This window comes from Vagococcus silagei (genome assembly GCF_004795745.1).
In the GTDB taxonomy this organism is placed as follows: Bacteria; Bacillota; Bacilli; order Lactobacillales; family Vagococcaceae; genus Vagococcus; species Vagococcus silagei.
The window spans coordinates 112,185-124,342 of sequence record NZ_SDGV01000004.1 but is presented as its reverse complement, the minus strand read 5'-3'; the positions used below and the strand labels follow the sequence as shown (position 1 = coordinate 124,342).

General features: G+C 34.5%; 9 protein-coding genes. 4 read left to right on the top strand and 5 right to left on the bottom strand.

What is annotated here, in order from left to right:
- Positions 1-49: 49 nt before the first annotated feature.
- Both ESZ54_RS02080 and ESZ54_RS02075 read left to right on the top strand, forming a co-directional pair.
- Positions 50-388, top strand: coding sequence for a DUF1622 domain-containing protein (locus tag ESZ54_RS02080; RefSeq protein ID WP_136136016.1), 339 nt, complete (start codon positions 50-52; stop codon positions 386-388).
- A gap of 324 nt (positions 389-712) precedes the next feature.
- On the top strand, positions 713-4,486 hold the full coding sequence (locus ESZ54_RS02075) for a SpaA isopeptide-forming pilin-related protein (protein WP_204249499.1): 3,774 nt from the start codon (positions 713-715) through the stop codon (positions 4,484-4,486).
- 71 nt (positions 4,487-4,557) lie between these two features.
- On the opposite strand, the gene ESZ54_RS02070 is transcribed toward ESZ54_RS02075, so the two are convergent.
- The 5 genes from ESZ54_RS02070 to ESZ54_RS02050 form a co-directional block, all read right to left on the bottom strand.
- Entirely contained in the window at positions 4,558-5,418 is an 861-nt protein-coding gene (locus ESZ54_RS02070; RefSeq protein WP_136136014.1) for a polysaccharide deacetylase family protein, read from the bottom strand.
- Positions 5,419-5,485: 67 nt separating this feature from the next.
- On the bottom strand, positions 5,486-6,118 hold the full coding sequence (locus ESZ54_RS02065; RefSeq protein ID WP_136136013.1) for a hypothetical protein: 633 nt from the start codon (positions 6,116-6,118) through the stop codon (positions 5,486-5,488).
- Entirely contained in the window at positions 6,115-7,494 is a 1,380-nt protein-coding gene (locus ESZ54_RS02060; RefSeq protein ID WP_136136012.1) for a HAMP domain-containing sensor histidine kinase, read from the bottom strand. The genes ESZ54_RS02065 and ESZ54_RS02060 overlap by 4 nt, the downstream gene beginning before the upstream one ends.
- Before the next feature lie 2 nt (positions 7,495-7,496).
- A complete protein-coding gene (locus ESZ54_RS02055) occupies positions 7,497-8,156 on the bottom strand; it encodes a response regulator transcription factor (RefSeq protein WP_136136011.1) in 660 nt (219 codons plus the stop codon).
- An 85-nt stretch (positions 8,157-8,241) separates the two neighbouring features.
- Positions 8,242-9,147: an LCP family protein gene (locus tag ESZ54_RS02050; protein WP_136136010.1), complete on the bottom strand. Its 906-nt coding sequence runs from the start codon at positions 9,145-9,147 to the stop codon at positions 8,242-8,244.
- 163 nt (positions 9,148-9,310) lie between these two features.
- Here ESZ54_RS02050 and ESZ54_RS02045 point away from each other — a divergent pair, with 163 nt between their 5' ends.
- Both ESZ54_RS02045 and ESZ54_RS02040 read left to right on the top strand, forming a co-directional pair.
- Positions 9,311-10,336 carry a LacI family DNA-binding transcriptional regulator gene (locus tag ESZ54_RS02045; RefSeq protein WP_136136009.1) on the top strand — a complete coding sequence of 342 codons (1,026 nt, stop codon included), beginning with the start codon at positions 9,311-9,313 and terminating at the stop codon, positions 10,334-10,336.
- A gap of 183 nt (positions 10,337-10,519) precedes the next feature.
- On the top strand, positions 10,520-12,145 hold the full coding sequence (locus ESZ54_RS02040) for a glycoside hydrolase family 13 protein (protein ID WP_136136008.1): 1,626 nt from the start codon (positions 10,520-10,522) through the stop codon (positions 12,143-12,145).
- The last annotated feature ends 13 nt before the right edge of the window (positions 12,146-12,158 follow it).

Sequence of the window (12,158 nt, the reverse complement as noted above, 5' to 3'; positions counted from 1 at the left end):
GGGAAGGCTTGCTTAACGCAGCCTTCTTTTTTGGAAAGATGGTGATTAAATGTATTATTTAACCGAATTAGTCGAAATGATAATCTTAATTTTAAATGGTTTTTCAATCTTAATTTTATTATTTGGAGTTGGTAAAGCAGTTATAGATTTTATTAAAAATGAAGCAAAGCAAGACGATCGTTTTACAAATGTCAAAAACAACAATCGAATCAAGCTTTATTTAGGCTCATATATTTTATTAAGCTTAGAAGTATTGATTGCATCGGATATTATTGAGACAATTTTGAATCCCTCAATTGAAGATATTCTTATATTGGCAGGTGTTGTCGTGATTAGAACTGCGATTTCGTATTTTTTAGGGAAGGAAATGGAACAAACTGAACAATAAAAACGTCAAAATGAGAATAATTCTTATAATAAAATAAAATTTAAATAAAAAATAAGATATTTTTTTATGAACATCCATAAGTATGGGTGTTCTTTTTTTGTCGAATATTAAAGATATGCATACAATATTTAATAACTTGAAATCTTCTTCCCTAAATTTGCATATTGATAAGAAAAAGTAGAAAAATAAAATAAAAACCTGTGTGATACTATTCTATTTGTTCGTGTGAAGCAGTACGTTTATATAAACGTGAAAAGATAAAATAAGATAGGAAGTGCGTATTTAGTGGGGAGAAAAGCGGGGAATTTAATAAATATTGTTGTTATGTTATTTATTGTGATAGGAATAGCGATTATACCACAACGACAAGTGTATGCAGAACAATCAAATCACAATAATATTGTGAAAAAATTGTCTTTTAAAGATCAAACAGGTAAAGATGTTGAACCTGGAGCAAAACTTAGAGCAGGTGATAGAGTCTTTTTTAGTGGTGAATGGGAACTACCGAACGATTCGAGTGATAAAACTTGGCAAGCGGGGGATTATTTTGAAGTCGAATTACCTAAAATTCTAAAAGGAGCACATGGTGTGCTGAATTTGACTAGTCCTAATGGCAAAATAATTTTTGCTAAGGGAACTTATGATGAGTCTAAAAACGCGTATCGCTTTACTTTTACGGAAGAAATTGAAGGTTTAGTAAATCGTAAAGGTGGTTTCATCTTTAATGCAACCGTCCAAAAGAGTAAAGGAAAAGAACAAATCATCGTTACGGTTAACGGTAAAGAATTGATAAATCAAGAAATTGAAGTTGATAATGGCACATCGGGTGGATTATCTGATGGTACATTTGGTTTGAAACATACGCCAGTGTATAAGCATGCAATGAGTCAAGATGGTTATGGTACATTTGATTGGGCAGCTGAAGTGAATGTTGTCAATGAAAAGGACTATGCTAAAGGTCTCTTAATCTTTGAAGATATTCCATCAGAACATCATCGTGTTATCCCAGGTTCAATTCGTATTTCTGAAGTGCCGTTTGTTTATACGAATAAAAATGGTACCGAGATGGGCCGTGGCTATGGTAGCAGTCATGATGTGACAAATGTTGTTAAGATTGATTATAAGAACAATGGTTTTGCAGCTCATTTAGATGGAAATCCATTAGGCAAAACTAATCAAGGGCAGACAATCTACCGTTACTATCTAGTTCGTTATCAAACAGAATACGATGGTACAGGTAAACCTGGCGAAAAAATTGATATTAAAAATACAGCGAATTTGAAATTGAACCAACCAGGTGAGGATTTAATAGATTTATCAAATGCCCATTTTTCTTTTAATGAAAGTGCTTGGGGATATGGTGAAACAGGTCAAGGTCAGTTGGAAATCATGAAACGTGATGAAGAAACTGGTGAACCACTGACCGGTGCACAATTTGAAATTAGTGAGAAAAATAATCCGAAGAAACGTTATCAAACTTCGTTGTCTGATGAAACAGGAATTGCAAAAGTCGTAAATGCAGACGGACAAGAAATTGAACTTGATGCTGGAATTTATGCAATTAGTGAAGTAAAAGCGCCAAAAGGTTATCATCAGTCGGAGCAACAAGAATTCATCAGAATTCAAATGGGGAAAAAAGCAGTCTTAACCGTTACAAATAAAGCATTTGAAAAAGTTGATATTGAGATTACCAAAAAATGGCAAGATGAGAAAGGTGAACAGCTTAATAATCCAGAAAAAAATGCAGCAAACGTAATTTTTAATTTAAAACAAGATGATAAAACAATCCGTCAAGCAAGTTTAGATGCGGGTCAAAAAAGTTTGATTTTTAAAGGATTAGATAAATTTGACGATGCAGGAAAATTAATTCAATATACAGTTGAAGAAACGTTATCAGTTTCAGAACGTAAGAATTTTACACTTGAAGCAGCAAAAAAGGTGACTGATTCAGGAAAAGTTACTTTTACAAATAAAAAAATACCAGCAAAACTTGGTCAATTTAAAATTATAAAAACCAGCGAACTTGATGGTAAAGCCTTGCAAGGTGCAGAATTTGGATTGATAAAAGGTGAAAAACAAATCACTGCAATTTCAGATGCAGAGGGCATGTTAGTGTTTAACCAACTTACAGATGGAAAGTATACATTGCGCGAATTATCAGCACCAAAAGGCTATCAAAAAACAGATGCTATTTATCAAGTTACGGTGAAGGATGGTCAAGTAAGTATTACTTTAGCTAATGAAGAGAAGCTTGATGCTCAAGGTGTCTTAGAAATTAGTAACCAGCCAATCATCAAGAAGACTGAAATTCAAGTATCAAAAAAATGGCAAGTTAAAGACAAGTCATTGATACAACCTGTTGAGATGGTCTTAACAGTTAACGAAAAAGAAAATTTTGATTACAAAGTAGTTTTATCAGAAAAAAATGAATGGCAAGCTACATTTAAAGATTTACCGACTTCAAAACGTGTCACAACGGAAGACGGTAAAGTGGTTTATCAGAAACTAAACTATGGTGTGAAAGAATTGACAACGAATACTCGTCTTGAAAACAGTATTACTGGTGATGAGAAGGTTGGCTTTACTGTCACAAATGTTGAAAAATTGGGTCAGTTAACTTTAGAAAAGGTAGATTCAACAGATATAACGCAAGGATTAGCGGATGCAGTATTTGAAATCAGTAGCGCGTCGTTAAATTCTGAATTAGTTAAAACGGTAACCACTGATGCCAATGGACAAGCGATAGTTAATGAATTACCATTTGGTAAGTATGTTGTACGTGAGGTGACAGCTCCGGCAGGATATATGTTGGATCAAACGCCAAAAGAAATCGAAGTAATTGAAGACCAAGCTGGTAATCGCGAAACGAATCTACTTGTAACAAACACCAAAATGGATCAACCAACAAAACCAAATCGTGAAAAAGGGAAATTGGTTATTCATAAAGTGGATGCAACTGATGCAACGAAATATTTAGCAGGAGCAGTCTTTAAGCTTTCTGCTATCGATGGTCTTTTTGAAGAAACGCTAACGACAAATCAGTTAGGTGAAATTTATTTTGAAGAGCTAGATTTGGGTAACTATCAACTTGAAGAGATTCAAGCGCCAGATGGTTATCAAAGAGATGAATCGATTCGAACAGTTCAAATAACTAGAGAGCAAAGTGAAGTTGATTTAACGATTTCAAATCAAAAAGTAAAACCTTGGGTCCCAGTTGAACCAAGTCAAGAGTTTGGATCGTTATTATTAACGAAATATAATGAAAAAAATCAAAGTGAAACTCTGTCGGGCGCAATTTTCACGTTACAATCAAAAACTGATGTAACAGTAAAATTTGAATTAGTGACCAATGCAAGTGGCATTGCTCAACTTGATAAAATACCAGTTGGTCAATACGAATTAATTGAAACTAAAGCACCTGTGGGTTATGAAACAAATCATACATCACGTACAATCACAATTGAAAAAGGACAAAAAGAGCATGTCTCAGTTGGGAATATGCCAATAATAGAAATTCCCGCTGAACCTAAGACTGGTAATTTTCGTTTATTAAAAGTAGATGCGAATCATCCTGAAATTGTTTTAGCAGGAGCTACATTTAAGTTAACATCAATTGAAAATCCTACTGAAACGTATGCCATAACAACAAATGAAGCAGGAATTGCTGAAGTAACAGATTTAAAATTTGGTACCTACGAATTAGTGGAGACTAAAGCACCAAATGATTACCTTATTGATCAAGGAAAACGTCAGATTGTCATTTCGGTTGAAAATAATGGTTGGACAATTGAGACTGTTGCAAATGGTCGCATGATCGTTGATGTTAAACCCGGGGAAGAGGTTGTGCCAAAGGATAAAGAACCACAAAATCCAATTAATAAAGACGAGAAACCTCAGGATTCAAAAAAAGAACAACCAAAAGCTGAGAAAGAAAAAGCAACTGTTGTCAAAAATAAAGTAACGCCAAAAAAAGGGACTAAAACATTACCTCAAACTGGTGAAACGAAACAAATTTTTATTGTAAAAATGGGACTTTTAGTGATGACAATGGCAATTATTGTGATTGCTTTAAGAAAAAGAAAACCACTTAAGAAATAATTGAACAAAAAATAGGAAAGAGACTGTGACATAAGTAGGTCACAGTCTCTTTGTTTTTTATCTAGTTAAAATTAATCAACAATCTTATGATCATTAGCACCGAAATAGTGGGCAATATCGGTCGGATTATCTAGTAGTTCACTGATAGATACAAATTGATATTCCTGCTCTTTTAATTGCTTGATAATATCTGGAAGAGCTTCAGCCGTTGCAGGTTGAATATCGTGCATGAGAATAATTGATCCTGGATAAGTATTAGCAACAACTTGTTGGATAATTGCTGCTTTATTTTTAGATTGCCAATCTAGAGAGTCGACTGACCATTCGATTAGCGGCCGATTAATAATCTCAGCTTCGCGTTTTTTGGCAGCACCATATGGCGGGCGAACGTAGCGTGGTTTTTCACCAGTTGCATTTTTAATCGCGGTATCACTTTTTGAAAACTCACTTTTTAGAGATGCTTCATCAAGCGATGTTAATAACGGATGTGACTGCGAATGACTACCTATTTCATGTCCTTCATTTTTGATTTGCTTTACAATTTGTTCACTGCCGGAAACATTTTGCCCTAGTAAAAAGAAGGTTGCTGTTACATTTTCTGATTTTAGTGTATCGAGAATTTTTGGTGATGTGACAGGACTAGGACCATCGTCAAATGTTAATGAAATAGCTTTTTCCAATTTCTGTTCTTCTGTAGTTGATTCGGTTGTTTGGCTAGAAGTTGTTAGTGTCTCTGAAATAATGACTTTATTTTCAGTTGAACTTTGCTTCTTTGTGACTTCCTTAGTTTTTGAAGATTGCGTTGTGTTTTCAAGGAGACCATCTTTTTCTATTCCACTTGCGACTTTTGCTAAAATAAGCAAAAGAATGATAGTACCCAAAAAACTATATGAAAATATAATTCTTCTTTTTTTATGTTGTTGTCGTTTCATTGTTTTGTCCTTTCAGTTTAATCATTAATAAAAGAATAACAATGAAATGTATCTTCTTTGTATCTTGTTACTCATTCAGATAGTCATTTTCTTGAGGGAAATTAAGAAGAATGACTTTGGGCGCAATATAAAATGCAATGTCATAATCATTTTTCAATTTAATTGTTGTGACTTGTTGTGTTTTTTTTTCTTGATGAGCTTCGATCTTTAAATAGTCTAAATAGATTGTAATCAATTGTTTTTCGTTGCCATTTGAATAAGGATGGATACCGAAATATTCAAGTTGAAGAATTTTTTCTGATGATTCATCATAGACAAATGAGCCTGAAATATCGGTTGTCGAAGACATGAATTGCACTTGCCAAACCACTAATTCTTTAATGATATTTGGGGTAGCTCGCGTGATAATAAGTGATTCATGTTTTAAATCCGCCTTCTCAAGAAAATGATCTAAGGCGGTGTTTAAGGATAATATTTTTTCTTTATCAAAGGCAGTTTGACCTAAACTGTAATTAGCTTTTTGAATAAGTTGTAGTTTTTCAGGTATTTTTTCTGCCTTATTATTATTTAGTTGTTCGCGATTTACAGTTAAGCTTTCGCTTGTATTGTAGCTTCTTTTTTCAATGATAGACGGACTGAAAAGTAATACTGCTAGGAGTATGCCGGAAATTGAAAATAAAAATAGATTTAAATGTTTCATAATGATTTTCCTCGTTTTAGAGTGACGGTAATTTTTGTTCCTTCACTTTGAGATGACATAATTTGGAGGGTACTATGATGCAAAGTTACTACTTTTTTGACAATCGAAAGACCTAAGCCGAGATGGTGATCATCGCGTGCTTCATTTGTTGTGACAAAAGCTTCTGTTACATGTTCTAAAATGTGTTCAGGAATGCCAGGACCGTTATCACAGAACGTAAGGGTGTACTCTGTCTTGGAAGTTGGTTCGCCTGTAATCGTAATCTGGCCATCGTCAGGTAAAACACGGAGACTATTACTTAAAATATTATAGGCCAATAGCTTGAATAAATTTTTATCGAGCGATAAAGTATCTGCTTTTAGTAGTATGATAATTTGTGTTTTTTTTAGTGTTGCAAGTATAAATGAGTGTAGGTCCGCTTTGATTGCTTCTGTGGATATTTCTTGAAGTTCAATCGGATAAGTGGCAAGTTGACTAAGCTTTATTAAATCATTTGAAAGATTAGCTAAGCGTTGACTTTCTGAATGAATAAATTGGATTGATTCAAGATCATCTTGAGGTAACGGACTCCATTGCAATATTTGTGAATAGCCAATAATTGAAGTTAAGGGTGTGCGGATTTCATGTGAGAGATTCGCAAGAAAAAGATCTTGTTCCGTTTTCAGTTTGGTAATCTGATCAATATCGGCATTTAGTTTATCAGTCATTTGATTCAAACTTTGTCCTAGTTCGCCTAATTCATCTGTTGTATATTCCGGGGCACGACGTTTGATTTCCCCTTTGGTAATGTCAGTTGTAACACGAATCAGTTGTTTAATGGGTCTAACTAACATATTGGCTAGGAGTAGGGCGATTAAAGCACTCAAAAACGTAATGGCAATCAACAACATGAAATACATCATTTTTAGTTCTTGATTCGTTCGATTGTAGTCTTTTAAAGGATCGATGTAAGCTAAGTAATAGGGACTATTGGGTATTTTTTCAGTTAATATTAAATAGCGATTCTTAGGTTCACCGTGGATATCACTAATCAGTAACTTACCTTCCTTAGTTGGAAATTCTTTCTCGAATTTCCAGTTTTTTAAGGCGGTATTTGAGGTGTAAAGATTTTCACCAGATTTAGAAAAGATCATAAACTGTTCTTGACTCGTTTGACTGACAAATTCCCCTAGTTGATGTAAATTAGATTCTTCTTTAATATCTGGTAATTTCGAATGAATCAAGAGATAGACAATCTGTTCTTTAGAAATAGCAGTTTCTTTTTCTTGTTTTAAAGTATTTTGTAAAGTGCGATCTAAAACAAAAAAACTAATGACACCAAATAAAATAAGCAGACTAATAAAGACATAATAGTAAATCTTCGCAAAGTATTTCATTACTAAAGCTCCAAAACATAGCCCAAGCCATAGATTGTGCTGAGTTCGCCTGTTTGGAACATTTTTTGCCGCAAGCGTTGAATGTGTAAGTCAAGCGTTCGTGTTTCGGGATTAAATTCTTTTCTCCAAACAATTTGATAAAGTTGTTCGCGTGATAAAACAATTTTATTGTGAGCAACTAAGACACAAAGTAATTGAAATTCTTTTGGCGTCAGCGGTATGTTTTTATTTTTAAAAGTTACTTTTTTATTGAATGTGTCCACTTCTAGTTTTGGTAATCTAAGCAAAGTTTGACTCGCATTTGTGCCGAAAATACGTCTGCGAATTGTTTCAATTCGGGCAATGAGTTCAAGAATATCAAAAGGTTTTGTCATATAATCGTCTGCACCAAGCGTTAAACCTTTAATTTTGTCTTGTGGTTGATCTTTTGCTGTTAAAAATATTGTTGGGATATTAAATTCTTTTAGATACTCAAAAAGCTCCCAACCATTTATTTTTGGGAGCATAATATCAATTATCGCGAAATCAACTGTTTCTGTTTCAGCAACGTTACAGGCCTCAAGTCCATCGAAGGTTGGGATTGGGTGATAACCGTGTTTCTTAAGACTTTTTGCAAGTAGTGTATTAATACTTAAATCGTCTTCAGCAATTAAAATTTTCATTTTAAATCTCCTTAGGTTTTTTTTTACTCTAACAAATTTGAATATCTGAGAGATTGAGAAGTCCGAAATATTTTCTTAATATTTCTTAAGAATTAGTGTGATTCAATTTTGTTTGAATGCGGTTGATTTCTGCATCAGAGATGATTTCATATGAGCCGCCATCAATCATTTGTGTGTCACCAGTTACTTGATCCGTTGCAAAATCAAATTGAATAAGTTTTGTATTAAGTGCCAGAATAAGTTCGTTTAATGGCAAGTTTGTTTGAACATGATCCCCAAGTGTATTAGCAAGTTTTGGTAATGTTGAAATATTTTGAATGGTTAATAGTTGAGATGAGATTTGTTTAATCAGCTCTTGTTGTCTTCGTTGTCGTCCGAGGTTACCATCAGGGTCGTCATAACGCATTCGTACCCATGCCAGAGCCTGATGAGGTTCAAGTTTGATTTTACCTTTATTAAAATGATGACCGTCGTAGTCAAAATCTAATGGATTATTGACTTCTACTGGGCCAATAATTTTCAAAATGTCGTCAAATCCTTTAAAATCAATTGTAAGATAGTAAGGAATATCAATTTTGAGCAAATTTTCCAATGTTTGTATTGCTGTTTCTGGTCCTCCAAAAGCATATGCGGCATTTAATTTATCTTCTTTTTCTAAGTTAGCGATTGGTACAAGTAAGTCACGTTCAAAGCTAAACAATTGATGTTTATTACTTTCAAAATTAGCGTTCATTAAAAAGATAGCATCAGAACGTCCTTGATCAGTTCTGCCTAAGCCGCCGCTATCGATACCGAGAATTAAGATATTTAAATTTTGTGAGAGTAGTTCGGATACATTTTGTTTTTGAGCTGCTTTAAGTTTTGATGTATTAGGAGTTCTTGATTCGATGACATCTAAGGTAGAATGAATTTGATAATAAGTATAACCAGCGAAGGCAACAGTACTTGTTAGTACGATAAAAGTAATTGAAAAGAATATTTTTTTTAACATCTGGAGTTCCTCCTCTCTTTTCAATATTTGTTAGCTTACAGAAAAAATGTATCGAAATTGTATCTGTCGATTTATCTTATAAGGAATTATTTCGAATTAGAATTGAGTCTTATAATGAAAACTGCTAAACTTAAAAAAATGAGAAGTTAGGAGGAGGATATGAGTGCCTACAATTAAAGATATTGCTAAATTTACAGGTGTGAGCCCAACAACTGTTTCTAATGTTTTACATGGTCGTTTTGAAAAGGTGTCGCCTGAAACGAAACAAAAAGTTGAGAGCGCTTTAAAAGAGCTTGATTATTCCTCACATATGGCTGGAAGATTGCTAGGTAAGCATGGTTCTAAGATTATTGGCGTTATTATTCAGGATCAAGACGCTCTAGATGAGCAGTTTTACGATAATCCGTACCATGGCGAGTTAATCCAAGCGCTAGAATATCATATCCGTGAACAAGGCTATTTTATGATGTTTCATCGTGTGTCTGATTTTGAAGAAGGGGTACGCTTGGTTAATATGTGGGATCTTGAAGGTGTGATTGTTTCTGGGGCTCGAACTGAAGATATAGCGGATTGGCAAAAGAGAATTTCACGACCAATTGTGTTTTTAGATACGTATGGTGAAGATGAAAATCAAGCAAAATTAAATGTTGGCTTAGATGATTATGATGGTGCCTATCAAATGACGAAATATTTGATTGAAAACGGGCATCAGAATTTAATGTTTTTAGCTAAAGCAGAGAACCCAGAAGATTGGGCTGGAGTTGATGCTTTTCGGTCACAAGGCTTCTTGGCGGCGACTAAAGAATATCAAGTCAATGGTAAACTGAAGGGGCTTAAGTCAACTTATCAACATAATCAATCAGCAATTGAAACATTGGTTGCATCGAATTTTGAGGACTGTACTGTTTTATTTTTTGCTTCAGATTTATTGGCGATTCAAGCAATCGCAGAATTTTCCCGATTAGGCGTTAAAGCAGCGGTTGATATTTCAATTGCAGGATTCGATGGAACGCCTTATAGTCGCTACGCTACACCGCAAATCGCCTCCGTTTTTCAAAATCTGAAAGAAAAAGCGTCTCTAGCTACTAATTTATTAGTGAGTGCAATTCATTTAGGTGAGCAACATCAAGCGGATATCAAAATGAAAGGAACAATTCTACCAGGACAATCGATAAGAATATTGAATTAAAATGGAAACGCTTCTAAAATAATTGACAATGATGAACTGTCGTGCTATAGTTTTGGCACTAGGTGTTTCGCAACACCTGACGGTATAACTAAGATTGTCAGTTATTTTTTTAAGCATAGGTGTTACGTGACACCTATTGAAATTAAGCGTAAATTTAAAATTAAAGTAGAATGAGGTAGTCAGATGGCAAAGACAAAATGGTGGCAAGAAGCGGTAGTGTATCAAATTTATCCTCGTAGTTTCCAAGATACAAATGGAGATGGTATTGGAGATTTACGCGGAATTATTAATCGTTTAGATTATTTAGAAAAGTTAGGCATAACAGCACTTTGGTTAAGTCCTGTTTATCAGTCTCCAAATGATGATAATGGGTATGACATCAGTGATTACGAAGCCATTATGGAAGAGTTTGGTACGATGGCTGATATGGATGAGTTGATTCAAAAAGCACGTCAACGAGACATCCGAATCATTATGGATTTAGTGGTTAATCATACTTCTGATGAACATACTTGGTTTGTGGAAGCTAAAAAAGGTCGAGAAAATCCTTATCGTGATTATTATGTTTGGCGTGATCCGGTTGCAGGTGGCGTCCCTAATGATTTAGGTTCAACTTTTAGTGGCAGTGCTTGGGAATTGGATGAAGCTAGTGGCCAGTATTATCTGCATTTATTCAGTAAAAAACAACCAGACTTGAATTTTGAAAATGAAAAAGTTCGTCAGGAAGTTTACCAAATGATGAATTTTTGGTTAGATAAAGGAATTGGTGGTTTCCGCATGGATGTTATTGATCTCGTGGGTAAAGAACCAGATAAAGGTATCACTGGTAATGGTCCTAAATTACATGATTATTTGCAAGAGATGAATCATGCAACGTTTGGCAAACATGATGTGATGACTGTTGGCGAAACATGGGGCGCAACGCCAGAAATTGCTAAATTATATTCTAATCCAACTCGAGAAGAGCTGTCGATGGTATTCCAATTTGAACATATTGGTTTAGATCAACAAGAGCATCAAGAAAAATGGGATTTGAAGGATTTAGAGATGAAAGATTTAAAGACGGTTCTATCAAAATGGCAAACGTCTTTAGGTTCTGAAGGTTGGAATAGTCTATTTTGGAACAACCATGATACACCAAGAATTGTTTCTCGTTGGGGAAATGATACGACTTATCGCGTTGAAAGTGCTAAAGCATTAGCGATTCTTTTACACATGATGAAAGGTACACCTTACATTTATCAAGGTGAGGAAATTGGCATGACAAATTGTCCTGTCTCAAGTATTGATGAAGTTGAGGATATCGAAAGTGTGAATATGTATGCCGATCGCCTTGCGAAAGGATACGATCCGAAAGATATTATTAAGTCGATTAATGTCAAAGGACGCGATAATGCGCGAACACCAATACAATGGAATAAAGATGCGAGTGGTGGATTTACGACAGGTACACCGTGGTTACATGTGAATCCAAACTATGAGCTGATCAATGTTGAAGCGGCTTTAAATGATCCGAATTCTATCTTTTATACCTATCAAAAACTGATTCAACTTAGAAAATCGGAACCTTTAGTCATATGGGGAGATTATGCATTACTGGAAGACACTGAAGATAAAGTGTTCGCTTATACACGTACTGATAATAATAAGCAGATTTTAGTGGTGGTTAATCTCTCGAATGAAGTGCAAAACTTTACTTCTGATTATGAAATTAAAGAAACTTGGATTAAAAATATGGCAGCACCAAATACGTTGAAAAATATTTCATTACAGCCTTGGCAAGCTTTTGTGGTGGAAGTTAAGAGATAAAAGAAAAAGCTGA

Bases quoted from the DNA above. Each gene is read 5' to 3' on its own strand.
- ESZ54_RS02080 (WP_136136016.1), top strand. From the start codon at position 50: ATGTATTATTTAACCGAATTAGTCGAAATGATAATCTTAATTTTAAAT.
- ESZ54_RS02075 (WP_204249499.1), top strand. From the start codon at position 713: ATGTTATTTATTGTGATAGGAATAGCGATTATACCACAACGACAAGTG.
- ESZ54_RS02070 (WP_136136014.1), bottom strand. From the start codon at position 5,418: ATGAAACGACAACAACATAAAAAAAGAAGAATTATATTTTCATATAGT.
- ESZ54_RS02065 (WP_136136013.1), bottom strand. From the start codon at position 6,118: ATGAAACATTTAAATCTATTTTTATTTTCAATTTCCGGCATACTCCTA.
- ESZ54_RS02060 (WP_136136012.1), bottom strand. From the start codon at position 7,494: ATGAAATACTTTGCGAAGATTTACTATTATGTCTTTATTAGTCTGCTT.
- ESZ54_RS02055 (WP_136136011.1), bottom strand. From the start codon at position 8,156: ATGAAAATTTTAATTGCTGAAGACGATTTAAGTATTAATACACTACTT.
- ESZ54_RS02050 (WP_136136010.1), bottom strand. From the start codon at position 9,147: ATGTTAAAAAAAATATTCTTTTCAATTACTTTTATCGTACTAACAAGT.
- ESZ54_RS02040 (WP_136136008.1), top strand. From the start codon at position 10,520: ATGGCAAAGACAAAATGGTGGCAAGAAGCGGTAGTGTATCAAATTTAT.